This window comes from Methanocalculus alkaliphilus (genome assembly GCF_024170505.1).
Lineage (GTDB): Archaea > Halobacteriota > Methanomicrobia > Methanomicrobiales > Methanocorpusculaceae > Methanocalculus > Methanocalculus alkaliphilus.
In genome coordinates this window covers 80545-98561 of the sequence record NZ_JALJYG010000001.1, presented here as the reverse complement: position 1 = coordinate 98561, position 18017 = coordinate 80545, and the positions used below count along the sequence as shown (strand labels likewise).

At 55.1% G+C, this 18017-nt stretch carries 23 protein-coding genes; 8 read left to right on the top strand and 15 right to left on the bottom strand.

Annotation, left to right across the window (positions count from 1 at the left end):
- Positions 1 to 80 precede the first annotated feature (80 nt).
- From ppsA to J2T58_RS00545, 7 genes are read left to right on the top strand one after another with little or no spacing between them, the layout of a single operon-like run.
- Entirely contained in the window at positions 81 to 2375 is a 2295-nt protein-coding gene (gene ppsA, locus J2T58_RS00575) for a phosphoenolpyruvate synthase (RefSeq protein ID WP_253486614.1), read from the top strand.
- The gene (gene mfnA / locus J2T58_RS00570; RefSeq protein WP_253486612.1) at positions 2353 to 3450 is read left to right on the top strand and encodes a tyrosine decarboxylase MfnA; all 1098 of its coding nucleotides are present in this window, start codon (positions 2353 to 2355) and stop codon (positions 3448 to 3450) included. Before ppsA ends, mfnA begins: the two co-directional genes overlap by 23 nt.
- On the top strand, positions 3443 to 3994 hold the full coding sequence (hpt, locus tag J2T58_RS00565) for a hypoxanthine/guanine phosphoribosyltransferase (RefSeq protein ID WP_253486610.1): 552 nt from the start codon (positions 3443 to 3445) through the stop codon (positions 3992 to 3994). The genes mfnA and hpt overlap by 8 nt, the downstream gene beginning before the upstream one ends.
- The gene (dph2, locus tag J2T58_RS00560) at positions 3972 to 4922 is read left to right on the top strand and encodes a diphthamide biosynthesis enzyme Dph2 (RefSeq protein ID WP_253486608.1); all 951 of its coding nucleotides are present in this window, start codon (positions 3972 to 3974) and stop codon (positions 4920 to 4922) included. The genes hpt and dph2 overlap by 23 nt, the downstream gene beginning before the upstream one ends.
- Entirely contained in the window at positions 4919 to 5515 is a 597-nt protein-coding gene (locus J2T58_RS00555) for an METTL5 family protein (protein ID WP_253486606.1), read from the top strand. Before dph2 ends, J2T58_RS00555 begins: the two co-directional genes overlap by 4 nt.
- Complete coding sequence (locus J2T58_RS00550; RefSeq protein WP_253486605.1) at positions 5516 to 6667, top strand: MFS transporter; 1152 nt, start codon at positions 5516 to 5518, stop codon at positions 6665 to 6667.
- A 24-nt stretch (positions 6668 to 6691) separates the two neighbouring features.
- Positions 6692 to 8377 (top strand): ABC1 kinase family protein, encoded by a 1686-nt coding sequence (locus tag J2T58_RS00545; protein WP_253486604.1) that lies wholly within the window; start codon positions 6692 to 6694, stop codon positions 8375 to 8377.
- Between the two features lie 7 nt (positions 8378 to 8384).
- On the opposite strand, the gene J2T58_RS00540 is transcribed toward J2T58_RS00545, so the two are convergent.
- From J2T58_RS00540 to J2T58_RS00505, 8 genes are all read right to left on the bottom strand, one after another.
- A complete protein-coding gene (locus J2T58_RS00540) occupies positions 8385 to 8657 on the bottom strand; it encodes a ferredoxin-thioredoxin reductase catalytic domain-containing protein (protein WP_253486603.1) in 273 nt (90 codons plus the stop codon).
- A 44-nt stretch (positions 8658 to 8701) separates the two neighbouring features.
- Positions 8702 to 8977 carry a ferredoxin-thioredoxin reductase catalytic domain-containing protein gene (locus J2T58_RS00535; protein ID WP_253486602.1) on the bottom strand — a complete coding sequence of 92 codons (276 nt, stop codon included), beginning with the start codon at positions 8975 to 8977 and terminating at the stop codon, positions 8702 to 8704.
- An 11-nt stretch (positions 8978 to 8988) separates the two neighbouring features.
- The gene (purQ, locus tag J2T58_RS00530) at positions 8989 to 9684 is read right to left on the bottom strand and encodes a phosphoribosylformylglycinamidine synthase subunit PurQ (RefSeq protein ID WP_253486601.1); all 696 of its coding nucleotides are present in this window, start codon (positions 9682 to 9684) and stop codon (positions 8989 to 8991) included.
- A complete protein-coding gene (gene purS / locus J2T58_RS00525; RefSeq protein ID WP_253486599.1) occupies positions 9684 to 9926 on the bottom strand; it encodes a phosphoribosylformylglycinamidine synthase subunit PurS in 243 nt (80 codons plus the stop codon). The genes purQ and purS overlap by 1 nt, the downstream gene beginning before the upstream one ends.
- Positions 9923 to 10639: a phosphoribosylaminoimidazolesuccinocarboxamide synthase gene (gene purC / locus J2T58_RS00520; protein ID WP_253486597.1), complete on the bottom strand. Its 717-nt coding sequence runs from the start codon at positions 10637 to 10639 to the stop codon at positions 9923 to 9925. Before purC ends, purS begins: the two co-directional genes overlap by 4 nt.
- Positions 10636 to 11619, bottom strand: a complete 984-nt coding sequence (gene cofG, locus J2T58_RS00515; protein WP_253486918.1) for a 7,8-didemethyl-8-hydroxy-5-deazariboflavin synthase CofG — start codon at positions 11617 to 11619, stop codon at positions 10636 to 10638. The genes purC and cofG overlap by 4 nt, the downstream gene beginning before the upstream one ends.
- Before the next feature lie 31 nt (positions 11620 to 11650).
- Positions 11651 to 12130, bottom strand: a complete 480-nt coding sequence (locus J2T58_RS00510) for an RDD family protein (RefSeq protein ID WP_253486596.1) — start codon at positions 12128 to 12130, stop codon at positions 11651 to 11653.
- A gap of 66 nt (positions 12131 to 12196) precedes the next feature.
- Positions 12197 to 13651, bottom strand: a complete 1455-nt coding sequence (locus tag J2T58_RS00505; RefSeq protein ID WP_366518423.1) for a SulP family inorganic anion transporter — start codon at positions 13649 to 13651, stop codon at positions 12197 to 12199.
- 218 nt (positions 13652 to 13869) lie between these two features.
- Between J2T58_RS00505 and J2T58_RS00500 the strand changes: the two genes are divergently transcribed.
- Positions 13870 to 14295 (top strand): universal stress protein, encoded by a 426-nt coding sequence (locus tag J2T58_RS00500; protein ID WP_253486594.1) that lies wholly within the window; start codon positions 13870 to 13872, stop codon positions 14293 to 14295.
- 42 nt (positions 14296 to 14337) lie between these two features.
- Here J2T58_RS00500 and J2T58_RS00495 read toward each other — a convergent pair whose 3' ends face one another.
- The 7 genes from J2T58_RS00495 to J2T58_RS00465 all read right to left on the bottom strand — a co-directional run bounded on the left by J2T58_RS00495 (position 14338) and on the right by J2T58_RS00465 (position 18015).
- Positions 14338 to 14619: a putative zinc-binding protein gene (locus J2T58_RS00495; protein ID WP_253486593.1), complete on the bottom strand. Its 282-nt coding sequence runs from the start codon at positions 14617 to 14619 to the stop codon at positions 14338 to 14340.
- Positions 14620 to 14709: 90 nt separating this feature from the next.
- The gene (locus tag J2T58_RS00490; RefSeq protein ID WP_301287423.1) at positions 14710 to 15117 is read right to left on the bottom strand and encodes an arsenate reductase ArsC; all 408 of its coding nucleotides are present in this window, start codon (positions 15115 to 15117) and stop codon (positions 14710 to 14712) included.
- A 3-nt stretch (positions 15118 to 15120) separates the two neighbouring features.
- Entirely contained in the window at positions 15121 to 15990 is an 870-nt protein-coding gene (locus J2T58_RS00485) for a universal stress protein (RefSeq protein WP_253486592.1), read from the bottom strand.
- Positions 15987 to 17066 (bottom strand): ACR3 family arsenite efflux transporter, encoded by a 1080-nt coding sequence (arsB, locus tag J2T58_RS00480; RefSeq protein WP_253486591.1) that lies wholly within the window; start codon positions 17064 to 17066, stop codon positions 15987 to 15989. The genes J2T58_RS00485 and arsB overlap by 4 nt, the downstream gene beginning before the upstream one ends.
- Before the next feature lie 54 nt (positions 17067 to 17120).
- Complete coding sequence (locus J2T58_RS00475) at positions 17121 to 17522, bottom strand: putative zinc-binding protein (protein ID WP_253486589.1); 402 nt, start codon at positions 17520 to 17522, stop codon at positions 17121 to 17123.
- The gene (locus tag J2T58_RS00470; protein ID WP_253486587.1) at positions 17522 to 17758 is read right to left on the bottom strand and encodes a thioredoxin family protein; all 237 of its coding nucleotides are present in this window, start codon (positions 17756 to 17758) and stop codon (positions 17522 to 17524) included. Before J2T58_RS00470 ends, J2T58_RS00475 begins: the two co-directional genes overlap by 1 nt.
- Complete coding sequence (locus tag J2T58_RS00465) at positions 17755 to 18015, bottom strand: hypothetical protein (RefSeq protein WP_253486586.1); 261 nt, start codon at positions 18013 to 18015, stop codon at positions 17755 to 17757. Before J2T58_RS00465 ends, J2T58_RS00470 begins: the two co-directional genes overlap by 4 nt.
- Positions 18016 to 18017: the final 2 nt, after the last annotated feature.

Genomic DNA, 18017 nt, shown 5'->3' with positions numbered 1-18017 from the left:
GGTTTTTCTTCGGCTTCTGGTGACGGGATTTCTTCACCCTGTTTTATGTATCCTCGGGTTGATTCATACCTGAGATTGATATGAAGGATGCGCCGAACATTCTCTGGCTTGAGGAGATAAGGAAGGGCGATCTGCCCTCAGTGGGAGGAAAGGGTGCCTCCCTTGGTGAGATGGCATCGATTGGCCTTCCTGTACCACAGGCATATGTCGTGACAGCACAGGCTTTCCGCCGTTTTCTTGTAGATACCGGACTGGAGGATTCCCTCTACTCGATCCTTGAAGGGCTGGATGTCGATGACAACACCGCACTTGAGGCCGCTGCCAGTAAAGCAAAGGACCTCATCATGTCCGTTCCGATTCCTGATGGCATGGCCGCCGAGATACGGTCTGCCTATGATCGTATCGGCAAAGATACCGTTGTTGCAGTCAGATCGAGTGCAACTGCCGAGGATCTGCCTGATGCAAGCTTTGCAGGACAGCAGGAGACCTTCCTCAACATCCAGGGAGGCGACGATGTCATCGAGGCAGTGCAGATGTGCTGGGCATCGCTCTATGGTGCGCGTGCAGTCTATTACCGCTCAAAACAGGGATTCGATGACAGGAGCGTCAATATCGCCGTCGTCGTCCAGGAGCTCATCTTCTCTGAGAAGGCCGGTGTCCTCTTCACCTCCCACCCGGTAACGGGTGAACCGCTGACGATCATCGAGGGGTCCTGGGGTCTTGGAGAGGCGGTCGTCTCCGGCTCGGTCTCCCCTGACAACTACGTCTTTGATCAGAGGAAACAGCGGGTCGTCGATCGTATCATTGCCAGCAAGGAGACCGAGATCATTCCGGATGGCAGAAAAGGAACGATAGAGGTTGCCGTTCCTGATGAGAGAAAGAACGCGGTCGTCCTCTCGGAAGCTGAGATCGGACGGCTTGCTGCTCTTGGAAAACTCTCTGAGGATCACTATGACACACCCCAGGATATCGAGTGGGGGATCGTCGGCGATGATCTCTATATTCTTCAGTCCCGTCCGGTCACAACGATCAAAGCGCAGACCGGAGGAAAGCCGAAAGAGTCTTTTACGGGATCCGGTTCCATCATCCTCGAAGGTCAGGGCGCCTCACCCGGTATTGCGACCGGGCGTGTTGCGATCATTAAACATATCAAGGATCAGGGGTCGGTGAAGGAAGGCGATATCCTCGTTGCGAAGATGACCAATCCCGACATGGTCCCTGCGATGCGCAGGGTCAGCGGGATCATCACCGATGAGGGTGGTATGACCTGCCATGCCGCCATTGTCTCAAGAGAGCTTGGCACTCCCGCGGTCGTCGGGACGAAGAAGGCGACATCGCTCCTGAAAGATGGCCAGATCGTCACCATCGACGGGGATCGGGGCATCATCTATGAAGGTGAGGTGAAGGCTGCAGAAGAGACCCCAGCCGCCAGCGCACAGACTGCTGCTGCGCCCCTCATCACCTCGACCCTCATCAAGGTGAACGTCTCCCTCCCTGAAGCAGCACAGCGTGCTGCGGCAACCGGAGCAGATGGCGTCGGCCTCCTCAGGATCGAACACCTGATCCTCGGGATGAACAAGACCCCGCAATGGTTCATCACACATCAGAAGGAAGACGAGTTCATCAGCGAGCTCTATGATGGTATTAAGATCATCCTCGATGCCTTCCCGGGAAAACCTGTCTGGGTGAGGACACTTGATGCCCCGACAGATGAGTTCCGGAATATGGAGGGTGGCGAGGATGAGCCTGTCGAACACAACCCGATGCTCGGATGGCGTGGCATTCGGCGTGATTTATCGACACCGGAGCAGTTCCGCCTCCAGATTGAGGCATTTAAACGCCTCTGGAAGGAAGGCTATGAGAACCTGGGCCTGATGTTCCCGCTCGTCAGCCACCCACGCGAGTTCATCCAGGCAAAAGCCCTCCTTCGGGACTGGGGCGTCGATGTGGATGTTGTCACCCTCGGTATCATGGTTGAGGTCCCCTCTTCAGCCATCATGATCGATGACTTCATCAAAGCCGGGATCAAATTCGCCTCATTCGGGACGAATGATCTCATCCAGTATACCCTCGCCGTTGACAGGAACAACGAGCATGTCGCCTCAATGTATGAGCCGACCCATCCGGCAGTCCTGAAACTTATCGACTATGCTATCGGCAGATGCCGGGCGGCTGGTGTCGAATGCTCGATCTGCGGCCAGGCGGGATCCGATCCGAAGATGGTCTCCTGGCTTGTTGAGCATGGCATCCTCAGCGTATCGGCAAATATCGATGCAATTGCCAAGATCCGCGAGGCTGCCGCCAGGACCGAACAGAGGATGATCCTGAACATGGCATATTCAAAAGGTTCCAATGAAGGAGAACGGCTCTTCTGAGAAGGAACTCTTCTCATTTCTTTCGTCTGTCAGGAGTAATGACCTGTCGTACGATCGGATCCTCTCATCCATGTGCACCCCGCCGCATCCGGTGGCGGTTCGGGCGCATATGCTCTTTATCGAGACGAATCTTGGTGATCCCGGGCTCTTCCCCGGAACGATGGGGCTTGAGGATGAGCTGATCCGGATGCTTGGCTCTCTCCTCCACCACCCGGATGCCGGAGGATATGCAACATCGGGTGGAACGGAATCAAACATCCAGGCGCTCAGGATCGCCAAGAAGCAGAAGCCTGTTGCCCGGCCAAATGTCATCATTCCGGCATCGGCCCACTTCTCCTTTGATAAGGCATGTGACATGCTCGGACTTGAGATGCGGTCGGTCCCTCTTGATGCAACCTACCGGATGGATCCCGATACCGTCGCAGAAGCTGTTGATACGAATACGGTTGCCATAGTCGGGATCGTCGGGACGACCGAGTACGGGATGATCGATCCCATCAGGGAGATCGCGGCTGTTGCCGGGGAGAACGAAATCTTCTTCCATGTCGATGCCGCCTTCGGGGGTCTTGTCGCCCCGTTTCTTGAGGGTATTCCTCCCTGGGATTTCACCATCCCGGGGGTATCGGGCATCTCTGTCGATCCCCATAAGATGGGGATGAGCACCATCCCCTGCGGTGCCCTGCTCCTTCGCGACCCCGGTGCGTTTGGCTGTCTCAACGTCGATACACCCTATCTCTCTGTGAAGAAGGAGTGCACGCTTGCGGGAACCCGTCCCGGCGCACCGGTCGCCGGTGCCTATGCGGTCCTGCAGTACCTCGGCCGGGAGGGCCTCTCTGCCATCGTCTCCGGCTGCATGGAGAATACACGCCGCCTCATTGCGGGCATGGAGGCATTTGGCTACCCCCGTATCGTCACCCCGGATGTGAATGTCGCCACCTTCGACTGCCCCCTCACGCCTGAGGGATGGCGGATTTCACGGACACGGCAGGGGCATATGCGGATCGTCCTGATGCCGCATGTCACTTGCGATGTCGTTGAATCATTCCTTTCTACAATCGGTGAAATACATGCTTGAAGAACTCAGAAGATCGTTTCAGTCCTGCCCGATTGTGCAACGGGGGGAATATAACTACTTTATCCACCCGATCACCGATGGCGTTCCATTGGTTGAGCCTGCGCTCCTGAGGGATGTCGCCTGCTCGCTCTTCAAGGCGCTCGATCTGAAGGATGTCAATAAGATCGTCGTCACCGAGGCGATGGGGATCCATATCGGCACCGTCCTCTCGCTGATGACCGATATTCCCTATACCATCGTCAGGAAGCGGGAGTACAAACTCCCCGGCGAGGTGATCATCGGCCAGACGACCGGGTACTCAAAAGGAACACTCTATCTCAACAGTGTCTTTGATGGTGACCGGATTGCCTTCATCGATGATGTCATCAGTACCGGGGGGACGATCCGCGCCCTCCTCCCTGCTATAGAATCGACCGGTGCGGAGATCGCTGATCTCTGTTTTGTCATCAACCGGGGCAGCCCGGATATTGGAAGGCCGTATAAATCCCTTGTCACCATCGATGTCGATTCAGAAGGCGTTCATGTCCTTGATTCCTACTTCTGAGATCATCAGGAAGGCGAAGATGCGAGGGGCGCAGCGTCTCGCCCTCCAGGCACCGGAGGGGCTGAAAAGACGCCTCCCGGACCTTGCTGAAGAACTCAGGAGGGAGGGCTTCTCGGTCGTCATCTCTGGCGATCCCTGTTACGGAGCCTGTGACACAGCGGTCGATGCACTGGAATGGGCAGATCTCCTCATCCATCTTGGTCACACCCCTCTTGGGGATGATCCCCGTATCCTCTTTGAGCCCGTCTGCATGGAGACGGAGATCCCCCCGCTCGACCGCCTCATCCCGCTCCTGAAAGGGCCTGCTGTCGGTCTCATATCGACGGTGCAACATGCGCCATCCCTCCCCCGTCTCGCAGACGAGCTTCGGAGGCATGGGTTCCACCCTGTCATCGCCGCCCCGTCACCACGGACTCCCCTCCCCGGCCAGGTACTCGGCTGCACCTATGCTGCGGCACGGGAAACAGGAGCTGAGGAACTCGTCTACTTCGGGACCGGCGTCTTTCACCCGATAGGATCAGCAATAGCGACCGGCAGACGGGTGATTGTGCTGGATCCCTTCACCGGTGATGCCAGTGCTGTCGTGACCGAACGGCTCCTCCGACGGCGGTTCGCCGTCATCGAGAAGGCACGATCAGCAGATCGGTTTGGGATCATCGTCTCGCAGAAGTCCGGCCAGGAGAGGATGCGCCTGGCAGAAGCACTTGCCAGCCTCCATCCCCGGGCCGAGATCGTTCTTCTCCGTGAAGTGACCGGGGATCAGCTGATCAATCTCGGGTTCCCCTGTTATGTGAATACTGCTTGCCCACGTCTCGCACTGGATGACCAGATCCGGTTTTCGGTTCCGGTCCTCTCCCCGCCTGAGTTTGAGATCCTCTGCGGCAGACGTGAGTGGGATGACTACATGATAGATGAGATAATTGCATGAAGCTCCGGACACTTGAGATGAAACTGCAGCAGGTTGCTGCTATCCCGGATCCCGATCCGGGGAAGGAGCAGTACCAGACGCCGGCGACGGTCGCTGCCCGACTCCTCTTTGATGCCTATCTTGCCGGGGATATTGACGGTGCATCGGTCTGTGATCTCGGATCGGGAACAGGTATTCTTGCAATTGGTGCGGCCCTCCTTGGTGCTGACCATGTTACCGGATATGAGAAGGAAAGAAGACTTCTCGAGGTTGCAGAGGAGAATGCCGCCTCCCTCTCCGTCGATTGCACCTTCATTGAAGCAGACATAACAGAGGTGACGGGATCGTTTGATACGGTCGTGATGAACCCCCCGTTCGGGGCTCAGAAAGCCCATGCCGACCGGCCGTTCATCGATACGGCATTACGTATCGCCCCTGTCGTCTATGGGATCTTCAATGCAGGGACACTCCGTTTCCTCGCTCCGTATATCGAGGGGCGGGCTGAGATCTCCGGAGTCGTCTCCGCTGCATTTCCGATACCGCGCACGTTTTCATTCCATCGACGCGACATCCTTGAGATACCTGTCGAGATAGTGTGTATGAGGCGTATCTGAATGTTCAAAATTCCAAAGCCGATCACAGGCTATACAGCAGGGCATATCGTCATCGATCTCTACAGCCCGGTGATCCCGGCGCTCATCCCCCTGCTCGTTCTGTATCCGGGGATCGGGTACTTCCTTGCGGGCCTCCTGGTGAGCGTCTTTCAGATCACCTCCTCGCTCTTCCAGCCGTTTGTCGGCTGGCTCTCGGATCGCTCCGGCTGGTCAGCTCCGATCTGGCTCTGTATCCTGACGAGCAGCATCTGTATCAGCCTCTATGGTATTGTCCAGAACTACTATCTCCTCCTCCTCTTTGCAGCCGGTGGAGGGATAGCTCACGCCCTCTTCCACCCGTCCGCCCTCCTTCAGGTGCATGGACATACCTCAGATCATAACCGGGGCGCTCTCACCTCATTCTTTGTGACCGGAGGAAACCTCGGCTTTGCGATAGGTCCGGTGATCGTTGGTATCCTGATCGCTTTTGGCGGTCTGCCCGCGCTTACCCTGATGGCTATCCCCGGCATCCTGATGGCGGGGTACCTCTTTATGATGACGAGGCGGGAGGATCCCCCGGATGCGAAGGTGCCGGAGAAGATGGAGGCTGTTCCGATAGCGTACCGTCCGGTCAGCCTGATCGTCACCATCGCGGCACTCCGGTCATGGGTCATCATGGCGTCGGTTGCCTTCTTCCCGGCATACCTTATCGCAACAGAAGGCTACTCGCTCGTCTTTGGAAACCTGATGCTCACCCTGATGCTCCTTGCCGGGGTGGTGGGGCAGATATCAGGCGGCATTCTCTCGGACCGGTACGGACGGCGTGAGGTGACGATCATCGGTCTCTTCGCCTGCATAATTCCGTACGTCCTTTTCTTCATGACGAGCGGGTGGGTGGCCCTGCTCCTGATGGTGGCAGTCGGCTACCTCACCTGGTCAACCTTCTCGGTGACGGTGACGATGGCGCAGGAGTACCTCCCCGGCCGCGTCGGGCTGGCATCCGGCCTCCTCATCGGCTTCTCCATCGGAGCAGGCGGCCTTGGTGTCTCTGTCGTTGGCATCATCGCTGATTACCTGACACTCTCCACCGCCCTTGTCGCCCTGACGATCCCCCTCATCATCGCGGCCCTCCTCTCCCTTGCGATTCCGAAGGGGGGAGTCCGGGCGGTATGATCCCTCCACAACCTCTTTTACCTCATGGGATCATTCGTCATTGATCCGATGTTTACAGGAATGAGACGGTACGGCCAGATTGCTGATATCCTTGTGAAGCATGGTTTTGGGATCGCTGTCGGCGAGCTCTTCCCCGGCCTTCCCCATCGTCTCCTCTCCAGGGGAGCTGATGGGAGAGAGGAAGGGTACTCCGTCTATGAACGGATCCGGCGGGCGATTGAAGATCTCGGACCGACCTATATCAAGTTTGGCCAGATCATGAGTACCCGGCGGGAACTCTTCCCGCCGGAGATGATCACCGAACTCCTCCGGCTCCAGGATCAGGTCCCGCCGCTCCTCTTCTCTGAGATCCGGGAGGTCCTTGACGAGAGCCTCCCCGGATGGGAAGAAAGGTTTGAGTATATCGATCCCCTTCCTGTCGCCGCTGCCTCCCTCTCCCAGGTGCATCGCGGGCTCCTTCATGATGGCACGGTTGTTGCTGTCAAGATTCAGCGTCCGGATATCGGAGAGGTGATCGAGACCGATCTTCTCATCCTCACATCACTTGCAGAGCGGATTGAGCGCGTCTTCCCGGATCTCCGGGTCTTCAACCCGACCGGTATTGTCCGTGATTTTTCGGTTCAGATCAGAAAAGAGCTTGATTTTACCCGTGACGGAAAGAATGCCGAGAGGATCAGGAATAATATGTCCCCGATCAAAGGCATCCGGGTCCCGAAGATCTTCTGGGAGGTGAGCTCCCGGCGGGTTCTGACGATGGAGTACATCGAGGGCGTCCGGATCGATGATGCCGAGTCGATCAGGCGTATGGGGCTTGATCCAAAGGATATCTCCGAGAAGGGGTTTGCGGCCTATCTCAAACAGATCATGGTGGATGGTTTCTTCCATGGCGATCCGCATCCCGGCAACCTCCTTGTCATGGAGAACGGGGATATGGCATTCCTCGACTTTGGTATCTGTATGCTGCTCCGTCCGGATCGACGGGAGGTATTTATCCGGCTCGTCCATGGCCTGGTTACCGCTGATGTTGATATCGCTCTTGCGGCGTTCTCTGATCTCGGATTCTCCATCCCTGATGAAGAAAAGGAGCTCTTCCGTGATGATCTCTATCTCCTCCTGATGGATTATTCGGATTATGAAGTGGGCCAGTATGACTTCTCAAAGGTGATCATTGAGCTCTCAGAGATGCTGAGAAAGTACCAGGTCCGGGTTCCCGGGGAATTTATGCGACTGATGAAGGTACTTGGGATGGTCACGGAGATCGCACTCCTGCTTGATCCCTCTTTTGTATTCAACCGGAGAGTGCGGCCATATCTCGAAGATATGATGCATGAGCAGTACTTCTCTTCGGAGGCGATAAAGAAAGAGTTCAGAACAGGGATAACCTCGTTACAGGCACTCCTGAGGATTCCTGATCAGGTGAATCTTGCATTAAGACGGGTTGGTGAAGGGAAGATCCGTGTTGATATCGTCGCCGATGATATCAGGAGGCTTCAGGAGACGATCGATCGATCAACCGACCGGATGATGATCACCCTCCTGATATCATCGGTCGTTATCGGTTCATCCCTTCTTATTATCGCCTCCGGAACGACGATCCAGTATTGCGGCTATATCGCCTTTACCGGGTATGCTATTGCTGTGATCGTCGGGATCTATATCCTCTTCCGTGTGATACGGATGGCACGGACCTCACTTCACCGGCGGCGCTGACGTGCTCTCAGCTCTCATTGAAGAAGAGATTACAGTGGCAGTGTCCGTCTGAGGCGATCTCATCGGTGTGATACCTGCATGGGCAGATGATGGCTGTGTCTGCCTCCGGCTCACCGGTCATTATCCGGCATGGGCAGTACCGCTCGCCCTTCCTCATCTGGTTCCGGACGAGACCCCGTATCACCGCATCGAGCTGGACCGTATCCGGATTGAGGACCCATCCGTTCTCTTCGGCATATTGTTGTGCCCAGGAGAGGATCTCGGCACGCTTCTTCTGCATAGGGGATGATGATCGCTTCTTGAATAAAAAAATTTGGTTCCCGGCTACTCCCTGAAGAAGAGGTTGCAGTGGCAGTGGCCATCGTCCCTGATCTCATCCGTATGGTAGATGCAGGGGCAGATGATCTTTGCATCAACGTCAGGATCCCGGGTCATAATCCGGCACGGGCAGTACCGCTCACCATGCTGGACCATCTTTCTGGCAAGGCCGCGGATGACGGCATCGAGCTGCTTTGCGTCCGGATTAAGCCTCCATCCGTTCTTTTCGGCGTACCGCTTCGCCCAGTCCCTGATCAGCCGTGCCGCCTCAAGTTCATCCATAGCGCGCCTCCTTATGACTCTTCGGTATATGCGATCATCGAATCGAAGATCTTCTTCCCGTCAGTCGATCCGAGTATCTCCTCAGATGCCCGTTCGGGATGGGGCATCATCACAAGGACGTTCTCCTTTTCTGAGAGGAGGCCCGTGATATTTCCGGTTGATCCGTTTGGATTGGCGGCATCATTGACAACTCCGTTCTGGTCACAGAACCGGAAGGCCACCCTCTTCTCTGCCTCAAGGCGCTGGAGATCTGCAACCGGGATGATATAGCGCCCTTCCTTATGCGCGATTGGGATGCTGATGACCTCTCCTTCCTTGTAGAGCCTGGTGAACGGGGAGGTGATGTTTTCCACCCTCAGATATGCGGGCTCGCAGATGAACTTCGGGTAGGCATTGATGGTGAAGACACCGGGTACCAGTCTGCTCTCTGCTGCTATCTGCGCACCATTACAGATTCCAAGAACAAGCGTTCCTTTTTCTGCTGCCCTGATGACATCTGCCATAATGGGGGTCCGGGCGGCGATCGCTCCTGCCCTGAGATAGTCACCATAGCTGAAGCCGCCGGGAAGGATGATCGCATCATACTCCCTGTTGATCCCGTCTTTGTACCAGATGAGATCGCAGTCGGCACCGCAGACATCAGTGATGACGTACGCAACATCCCGGTCGCAGTTACTCCCCCCGAACTGAATAACCGCTGCCCGCATCAGAGGACCTCGATATCGTAGCGGTGAATCACCGGATTTGCAAGGAGCCGGTCACAGATATCCCGCGCGATACCCTCTGCCTTCTCCTTATCCTCCGCATCGAGGGTGATTCTGAACTGGTCGGAAGTCTTCACCTGGTCTGTTGCATACCCAAGGTGTGCAATTGCACGCTGGATCGCTCCTGCCTCGGGATTGAGCATCCCTTCTTTTAAGCTGATGGTGATGATGAGATCAACCTTCATAGTTTTCCGCTCCCGGTGATCCTTCCGGTGACTGCCCGATAGGCTTCCATGACATCTCCTTTCCCGAACCGGTAGACATCCTTGTCAAGGGATGTCTGCGTCCCCTTCTCCCAGAGCCGCATCGAGTCCATGCTGATCTCGTCTCCGAGCAGAATCTGGTCATTATATCTGCCAAACTCGACCTTGAAGTCGACGAGGTCGATACCGATACTGTCAAAGAAATTTTTGAGAACCTCGTTGATCCGGAGTGCCTCTGCCCTCACCGTCTGGATCTCCTCCTGGGTCATCAGACCAAGGGCGATGATGATATCGTCATTGACCATCGGATCATTCCGTGAATCGTCTTTATAATCGATGGCAATGATGGGTTTCTCAAAGATATGCCCTTCAATGAAGGGGTATCGCCGAACGATCGATCCTGCGGCACGGTTCCTGACGATCACCTCAAGGGGGATCATCGAGAGCCGTTTTACCCGCATCGTGATCGGATCTTCCATCCTGATAAAGTGGGTTGGCACACCGCCCTTCTCAAGGAGCTGGAAGAGAAACGCTGATACATCAGCATTTGAGGCGCCTTTCCCCTCAAGCTGATCCTTCTTTCCTCCGTCAAATGCCGTAATATCATCACGGAAGGAGACGATGAGTTCATCTGGCTTGTCTGAGAGGTAGATGGTCTTGGCTTTACCACTATAGAGAAGTTCACCCTGCGTCATGGATTTCGCTCCTGTATCTGTTTGTCGAGATCCATGATAAGTGGTGTGAGTGCGGGATCAAACCACCCCTTCCGGATGTACTGCGGATAGATGCAGAGCCGCTCCACAAGCCTGTATCCTTGTGTGATCTCGCGCAGCCGCTCAAGTTCCGGCCATGGATGCTCAGGATTGATGTAATCGACGGTCACCGGGGAGACACCGCCGAGGTCATTGACACCGTATCCGATGAACTCCTCTGCATCAGCGAGGTTTGGTGGGATCTGTACCGCGACATCCTCAGGGAGGATCGCGCGTGCCAGCCTGATCGTCTCTCCAAACTCCTCTCTGCCGACGGTGCCGTCCTTCCCCATCGGGGTCTCCGGCTTTGGGCAGAAGTTCTGGATGATCACCTCCTGGATATGGTGGTATCTCCGGTGAATCCCGGCAATTGTTTCGAGTGATTCAATCCTGTCCTCCTCTGTCTCGCCGATCCCGATGAGGAGCCCGGTTGTAAAGGGTATCTTCAGCCGCCCGGCATCCTCGATCATCGCAATTCTGACGTCGGGATCTTTTCCTGGCGACTCTCTGTGCGCGGGGATCCGTGCGGTCGTCTCAAGCATCAGGCCCATGCTTGCATTGACGGTCCTGAACCGCTCAAGTTCTTCGGAGGTCAGGATTCCTGCATTTGTGTGGGGAAGAAGGCCAGCTTCGATGGCCTCCTTTGAGAGATCATAACAGTAGTCGAGGATGTCGTCATAGCCGAACCGCCGGAGGAGGGGGGTGAATCCCTCCACCTCTCCGGGCCGCTCCCCGAAGGTGAAGAGTGCCTCGGTGCAGCCCGCCGTGGCGCCGATCCGGAGGCTCTCGCGGACCGCATCCGGCTCCATAATGCATCCTTCCCGCACAGGTGTCCGGTATGAGCAGTATCCGCAGATATTATGGCAGACCGTCGTTAACGGGAGGAAGACGTTCCGTGAGTAGGTGATGGTGCGCACCTGCATGATGATCGGGTTCGTCATCCATCCTCATCAATCAGTCGTCCTTCCGGATGTACGTCACACCTTCCGGCTCCGGATAATCAGATCGGATCACAATCGTCTCTGAGATCCTGTTTGTGAGGCGGAGGCCGGTCCCCGGCATCCCAAACCATCCGATGAGGCAGTCGAGGGGGAGGATGAATGCCTTGCCGAATGCTGAGACTGCGGCTCTGGGGATGCCCGGGGACTCCCCTCTTCTCCCTGTCATCTTAAGGTTCATCACCATCTTCCCGACGGACTGGCCGCCTGTTCCTTCCAGAATGGTCCAGTAGAAGAAGAGCAGGACGCTACTTGACCAGAATGATGTGATGAACCAGAACGAACCTCCGGAGAATGAGAGTCCTGTGACCGGGCTCCATCCCGTGATGGAAGAGATGAGTTGATCGATCAGGCCCATGCTCACGGAGATAAGGATGATGTCAATGAGCCATGCCCAGAATCTGGTCTCCCATCCGGCGATATGAATTTCGTCCATAGATGTTCACTGATTTTTGTTCTTCTGCATCATCAAGTGATATGGTTGTTTGGGGTATGGTGGTACTCAGGAGTAGCTCCGGTCCAGGGTCTCCTGGCTCTCCGAGTTGAGTCCTGTTACATAGACAGACTTCCCCTGCTGCTGGTACCGGTGGATCACCTTTGTGATCGCCTCAACTCCGGACTGATCCCATATATGGGACTGCCGGAAGTCGATCTCCACCTTTTCAGGGTCTCCTGTGTAGTCGAAGAAGTCCATGAATGTTGGTGTCGTTCCAAAGAAGAGCGGCCCTTTCATGGTATAGATCTTCACTCCATCGCTCCTGATGGTGGAGGTTGCATGGATGATCGAGCTCTTCCATGCAAAGATGAGGATTGCAAGGAGGATACCGGCGATGACTCCTTTTGCAAGATCATGTGTATAGACGACGATCGCCACGGTGACGAGCATCACTGCGGCATCCCCCCGTGGAATCTTGTGGAGGGTTTTGATCGAGTCCCATTCAAAGGTACTGGCAGCGACGATGATCATGACTCCGACGAGAGCTGCCATCGGTATCTGTGAGACGATATCTCCAAAGACGATGATGAGGGTGATCAAAACAAGGCCTGCAACGAGGGATGAGAGCCTCCCTGTTCCTCCGGATTTGACGTTGATGACGGACTGGCCGATCATCGCACATCCTGCCATCCCTCCGAAGAAACCAGTGATGGTGTTGGCAAGCCCCTGCCCCTTGATCTCACGATCCTTGTCGCTCTCGGTATCGGTCATCTCATCGACGATCGAGGCGGTGAGGAGTGACTCGAGGAGACCGACGATGACGAGGGTTACTGAGTAGGGGAGGATGATTAGCAGGGTTTCCAGTGTGAGCGGGATCTCCGGGATATGGAAGATGGGGAGTGCCCGGGTGATCTCGCCCATTCCGCCGACGGTAAGAAGATCGAGTTTCAATGCGATGGCGGCGGCAGTCACGACAACAATTGCAACGAGTGCAGGTGGGACTGCCCGCGTCAGGCGGGGAAGGAGCAGGATAATGGCCATCGTTACTCCGACGAGGATGTAGACTGTGAGGGAGACTCCGACAAGGAACGGGAGCTGCGCCATGAAGATCAGGATCGCGAGGGCGTTGATGAACCCAAGGACGACTGAGTACGGAATGAACCTGATGTATCGTCCGATATTGAAGAAGCCGAGGAGAAGCTGCAGGGTGCCTGCCAGGATGGTCGCTGCAAGGAGATATTCGAGCCCGTGATCACGGACGAGTACGACCATCACCAGAGCCATCGCACCGGTTGCACCGGATATCATTCCCGGCCTTCCACCGGCAAATGCAATGATGATGGCGATACAGAAAGAGGCGTAGAGACCGACCATAGGATCGACCCCGGCGATGATGGAGAATGCAATCGCTTCAGGGATGAGAGCAAGGGCAACCGTCATGCCGGCGAGAGTATCTCCCTTTATATTGGAGAACCACGCCTTTTTAAGCGCGTTCAAATCTGTTTTTATATTAAAAATCACGGTATGCCCTCTTTATTTGTATGGTATGATGACCCGTCTTTTCCAGTGGATAAGGCTATGCTACAGATGCAGTAAATATCGCCATTGATATACGATAAAGTACTGTCTGCTTTGTGCGTAAGGTGCTCCGACACTCTTTTATGGTGAGGGGTTGCTCTCTTTGAAACAGATGTGCCGGTGAATTTTCTTCGGTTCACTGATACCGGATGGGGGCCCCTATGATTCAGATGATACTTCTTGCTATTGACGGTTCAGAGAATGCAAAGCGTGCAGCAGCACAAGCTTCTGATCTCGTCCTTGCACTTGACGGGGCGTCGCTTGTCGTTGTCTGCATCGCCCCCGAACCGCCGAACCAGTCACGGATTGTGAAGGCGAATTATGATGTCCATGCTGTGCTTGAAGAGGATGCACGTGCGATGGCAGGGATGATCCTTGATTTCATCGAAAAGGCAGGGGTGTCCTATACACTTGAGGTCGGGATGGGTGGCCCGGCTATTGAGATCATCAAAACCGCTGAGAAGGTTGGGGCTGATCTGATCGTCATCGGGAGCCGTGGGCTTGGTTCTCTGAAAGGGGCGGTGCTTGGAAGTGTCAGCCAGAAGGTGGCACAGCATGCCTCCTGCCCTGTGATGATCGTGAAGTAGATAGATCTTCAATAGATGGGGTCATCCTTTTTTGATTCTTTTTTAGATGATCGCAGTAAGTTCTTCTATTTCCGAAAATGTCGGTTTCTCCATCCCATTTTTTGTAATTCCACATTCTGTGGCGATGATGTGATGTTCCGGCCTTCTCTGAAGATGGTGAATCTTCTTCAGTGCACAGCAGTCACTGCACCCGTCAAGGATGAGGGGCTCTTCTGTATGCCGGAGTACCTCATCGATTGCTTCGCCTTCCCGTGTTGCGGGGATGCAGCAGTCGATTTCGCCTGCATATCTCTGTAGGAGAACAGCTGCTGTGCGGGTGGTCAACTACCCACGACTGAAGTCGTGGGCTTCCTGCCAGTTAGATCGTGAGTTTGCTGGTACGTGAGATGCCTGAGCAGGTGATGATGGTATAGCTCATGATTTCCCGAAGCTCTCATCGATCCAGGTTGTGATGGCGTCCCGTATCTCCCTGATGCCTGCCCTGATCTCCTCCTCGGTACCGTCTATCCGTGCCGGGTCCGCGAAGGTCTGGTGAATCGTCTCCTTCGCCCACGGGAAGAGCGGGCAGGTACCTGAGTCACAGAGGGTGACAAGGAGATCCATTTCGATGCCATCGAAGTCGTCAATCAGTTTCGGGCGATGGGCGGTGATATCGATCCCTATCTCAGCCATGGTATAAACTGCATATGGGTTTATACTCGCTGCTGGATCGCTCCCTGCAGAGAAGGCCTGATAGCGGTCACCATAGTGGGCATTCATGTATCCCTCGGCGATTTGGGATCGCCCGGCATTATGTGTACAGACAAAGAGTATCTTCTTCATAATTCACCTCACGATGAGGGCGTGGCATCCGGCATGATGGGCCACTGCCTCTGCCACCCCTCCAAGGTTTGTTTTTCTGGTTTCTGTCCGGCCGGTGGTTGCACTCATCACAATCAGAGTTGGCCGGAATGATTCCGCGACGCTGAAAATCTCGTCAATGGCGTTTCCGGTCACCATCTCGGTGATGGTCTGCGTGATTGCGAGATTCCTGAAATGCTCCTTCAGTTCTGCCAGCCGTACCGCATCCTTCTCATTGAAGGCGATGATCTCCTCCTTCGTCGCTGACCAGATGCGGCGTGTATCCTGCACATGCATGATGATCAGGAACTCCGGCTTTGCTGCACTCATCCATTCGATAAAAGGGATACACTTCTCTGCGTCTTCAGAGAAGTCTGTCAGAAACAGGATCTTCTGAAAGACCGTCTTTGTGCTGAGGGTACAGGCAGTGGGATCCCCCTCCTTCAGGATAGAGAGCCGGAGAATGAGAAGCGGGTGGGTTGCCTGGCTGAGAACATAATCGGTCTGGCTGCCAAGGAGCATCCTCGGGATGAGGCTGCGGCCATGTGATCCCATCACAATGAGGGATGGGTTTTCATCTTCTGCCACCTCGAGGATCTCAATCCCGGGGATGCCGCTCTTCACATCGGTTTTTATATCCTGGATACCACAGGCAAAAAGCCGTCCTTTCCAGGTGTTCATCACCTCTTTATCATATTCAAGGAGGCCGGGATCGCCCCCGGTATCCCTGATATTCATCACGTACAGAAGGGTGATATCGTCCACTCCTGTTCTGGCAATCTCCTCCACAGCCGGAAGCATTGCTTTTGCTGAACCGTGGATCTCAATCGGGACAAGGATTTTTTCCAATTTCATACGGGTTCACCCCCAAATAGTCCCTGTGTTCGTAAGCATATCTTCACCAGCATCAGCATCAGCGGCACCTCGATCAGCACTCCGACGACGGTTGCGAGTGCCGCACCTGAAGAGAGGCCAAAGAGGATGACGGCGGTTGCGATCGCCACTTCAAAGTGATTTGATGCCCCTATCAGCCCGGCAGGTGCTGCATCTTCGTACGGGAGTTTCAGATACCGGGCGAGGAGGAAGTACGTGATGACAAAGATCAGGATTGTCTGTATCGTCAGCGGGATTGCGATCCAGAGGATCGTCAGAGGATTCTCGACAATAACATCCCCTTTGAAACTGAAGAGAAGGACGAGCGTCCCGAGGAGGGCGATGATCGAAACCGGTGTTAAATAATGGAGGAATTTCGTCTCAAACCATGCCTTTCCTTTCACCTGCAGGATCCACCGGCGTGTCAGGTATCCGGCGGCAAGGGGGAGGGCGACATAGACGGCAACCGAGAGGAGGATCGTCTCCCAGGGAATCGGCATCGCGGCAACCCCGAGGAGGAAACCCCCGAGCGGAGCATAGAGGAAGAGCATCAGAAGCGAATTGATTGCCACCATCACAAGGGTGAGGCCCTGATTTCCGCGTGCAAGATATCCCCACATCAATACCATCGCGGTACAGGGGGCGATGCCAAGGAGGATACACCCGGCGATGTAGCTCTGATAGAGATAGACTTCACTCCCATCCAGGAGGATCTCTGTTCCCGGCAGGAAGTCAACAAAGAGATACCCGAGGAAGAAGGTGGCGATCACAAACATCGTGAATGGCTTGATCGCCCAGTTGACAAAGAGTGTCAGTGCAACCGGTTTTGGGGTTTTTGCAGCCTTCATTACCTCCCCAAAGTCGATCTTAACCATGATCGGGTACATCATGAAGAAGAGGGCGATGGCGATCGGGATCGAGATCTGGTATACAGAAAATGAATCAAGGGTGACGGCAATCCCGGGTGCCACCCTCCCAAGGGCAATCCCCCCGATGATACAGAGTCCCACCCAGAGGGTGAGGTATTTTTCAAAGGTGCTCAGTTGTCTGGTCTCCATACTCTCCTCCAGTTTCAGGTATCCGCAGCCAGAGCCTCCGTCCTCATGGAGATCTCATGCTTTCCGCCCTGCGCCTTCCCAGGCTGCCGAGGCGATCGTCTCCACGTCATCGTCGGTATACTCCTTTGATCCTCCCTTCGGGATGCCGCATTCGGTGACGATGATATGCTGATGACAGGCAATCCCCTGTCTGTCTGCGATTGTACGAGCACACCGGACCGGGCATCCGTCCAGGATGATGATCTCATCTGTTGTGGCAAGGTTCGCCTTCAGCCCCTCAGATCCGGTGGCAAGGAGGGCGACACAGGCGGCCCCGCCGTATCCCTCTTCAACCAGCTGAATTGCGGCCTTGTTTGTGATCTGACCGACATTGGCAACCCCGGCGCAGGGGATGATGATTCGTTTGATCGCGAGGTCATCGGTGCATCCGCATCTGCAGGCCGGCTGGTCTGTCATCAGGCACCTCCAAGGATCTTCTTCAGTTCGGCAACATCCGCAACCCTGCCCGAGATCTTCAGCTCCCCATCAACGATTAACGCGGGTGTCAGCATCACATCCCGCTCCATGATGGCGGTGATCTCCTCCACTTTTACGATATCGGCTGAGATCCCGAGTTCGGCAACGGCTTTTTCAACATTCTTTGCAAGGCGTCTGCATTTCATGCATCCGGTTCCAAGGACTTCTATCTTCATGGTCTCACCTTATGTCTGTACTCTCTCATCAGGGCAGTTCGGTACTCCTCCTCCGCTGATGGGGGAATGTAGTTAAAGATTTTTGTCTGTTTCATGAGTTCTTCAGCGATTCGGTCATCTGATTTGAGGTTCATCATCAGGACTTTGTTGATGATCTCGTCGAGCAGGACAAGGCCGACACCGATACCCCCGATATCAATCTGCCTGATCCGACGGAGTGCATCGGCGGGAGAGCAGGGTTTTTTCATTTTTACCATCT

What these genes read in the sequence shown, in the direction of transcription:
- ppsA (WP_253486614.1), top strand. Translation starts at nt 81, where the DNA reads ATGAAGGATGCGCCGAACATTCTCTGGCTTGAGGAGATAAGGAAGGGC.
- mfnA (WP_253486612.1), top strand. Translation starts at nt 2,353, where the DNA reads ATGAAGGAGAACGGCTCTTCTGAGAAGGAACTCTTCTCATTTCTTTCG.
- hpt (WP_253486610.1), top strand. Translation starts at nt 3,443, where the DNA reads ATGCTTGAAGAACTCAGAAGATCGTTTCAGTCCTGCCCGATTGTGCAA.
- dph2 (WP_253486608.1), top strand. Translation starts at nt 3,972, where the DNA reads ATGTCCTTGATTCCTACTTCTGAGATCATCAGGAAGGCGAAGATGCGA.
- J2T58_RS00555 (WP_253486606.1), top strand. Translation starts at nt 4,919, where the DNA reads ATGAAGCTCCGGACACTTGAGATGAAACTGCAGCAGGTTGCTGCTATC.
- J2T58_RS00550 (WP_253486605.1), top strand. Translation starts at nt 5,516, where the DNA reads ATGTTCAAAATTCCAAAGCCGATCACAGGCTATACAGCAGGGCATATC.
- J2T58_RS00545 (WP_253486604.1), top strand. Translation starts at nt 6,692, where the DNA reads ATGGGATCATTCGTCATTGATCCGATGTTTACAGGAATGAGACGGTAC.
- J2T58_RS00540 (WP_253486603.1), bottom strand. Translation starts at nt 8,657, where the DNA reads ATGCAGAAGAAGCGTGCCGAGATCCTCTCCTGGGCACAACAATATGCC.
- J2T58_RS00535 (WP_253486602.1), bottom strand. Translation starts at nt 8,977, where the DNA reads ATGGATGAACTTGAGGCGGCACGGCTGATCAGGGACTGGGCGAAGCGG.
- purQ (WP_253486601.1), bottom strand. Translation starts at nt 9,684, where the DNA reads ATGCGGGCAGCGGTTATTCAGTTCGGGGGGAGTAACTGCGACCGGGAT.
- purS (WP_253486599.1), bottom strand. Translation starts at nt 9,926, where the DNA reads ATGAAGGTTGATCTCATCATCACCATCAGCTTAAAAGAAGGGATGCTC.
- purC (WP_253486597.1), bottom strand. Translation starts at nt 10,639, where the DNA reads ATGACGCAGGGTGAACTTCTCTATAGTGGTAAAGCCAAGACCATCTAC.
- cofG (WP_253486918.1), bottom strand. Translation starts at nt 11,619, where the DNA reads ATGCAGGTGCGCACCATCACCTACTCACGGAACGTCTTCCTCCCGTTA.
- J2T58_RS00510 (WP_253486596.1), bottom strand. Translation starts at nt 12,130, where the DNA reads ATGGACGAAATTCATATCGCCGGATGGGAGACCAGATTCTGGGCATGG.
- J2T58_RS00500 (WP_253486594.1), top strand. Translation starts at nt 13,870, where the DNA reads ATGATTCAGATGATACTTCTTGCTATTGACGGTTCAGAGAATGCAAAG.
- J2T58_RS00490 (WP_301287423.1), bottom strand. Translation starts at nt 15,117, where the DNA reads ATGAAGAAGATACTCTTTGTCTGTACACATAATGCCGGGCGATCCCAA.
- J2T58_RS00485 (WP_253486592.1), bottom strand. Translation starts at nt 15,990, where the DNA reads ATGAAATTGGAAAAAATCCTTGTCCCGATTGAGATCCACGGTTCAGCA.
- arsB (WP_253486591.1), bottom strand. Translation starts at nt 17,066, where the DNA reads ATGGAGACCAGACAACTGAGCACCTTTGAAAAATACCTCACCCTCTGG.
- J2T58_RS00475 (WP_253486589.1), bottom strand. Translation starts at nt 17,522, where the DNA reads ATGACAGACCAGCCGGCCTGCAGATGCGGATGCACCGATGACCTCGCG.
- J2T58_RS00470 (WP_253486587.1), bottom strand. Translation starts at nt 17,758, where the DNA reads ATGAAGATAGAAGTCCTTGGAACCGGATGCATGAAATGCAGACGCCTT.
- J2T58_RS00465 (WP_253486586.1), bottom strand. Translation starts at nt 18,015, where the DNA reads ATGGTAAAAATGAAAAAACCCTGCTCTCCCGCCGATGCACTCCGTCGG.